Consider the following 395-nt stretch of genomic DNA (forward strand, 5'->3'; position numbering starts at 1 on the left):
CTCACGAGAGTGAATCCCCTTCATGACCGCGATGAAGAGGAAAACCGCAAGTCTCACGAGAGTGAATCCCCTTCATGCCCGCGATGAAGAGGAAAACCGCAAGTCTCACGAGAGTGAATCCCCTTCATGACCGCGATGAAGAGGAAAACCGCAAGTCTCACGAGAGTGAATCCCCTTCATGACCGTGATGAAGAGGAAACCAGCGAGTCTCAGTCGATTGAATCCCCTTCCTGACCGCGATGAAGAGGAAAACCGCAAGTCTCAGTCGATTGAATCCCCTTCATGACCGCGATGAAGAGGAAACCAGTGGTTCTCAGTCGATTGAATCCCCTTCATGACCGTGATGAAGAGGAAACCAGTGGTTCTCAGTCGATTGAATCCCCTTCATGAACTGA

Source organism: Ferdinandcohnia sp. SAFN-114, assembly GCF_059415045.1.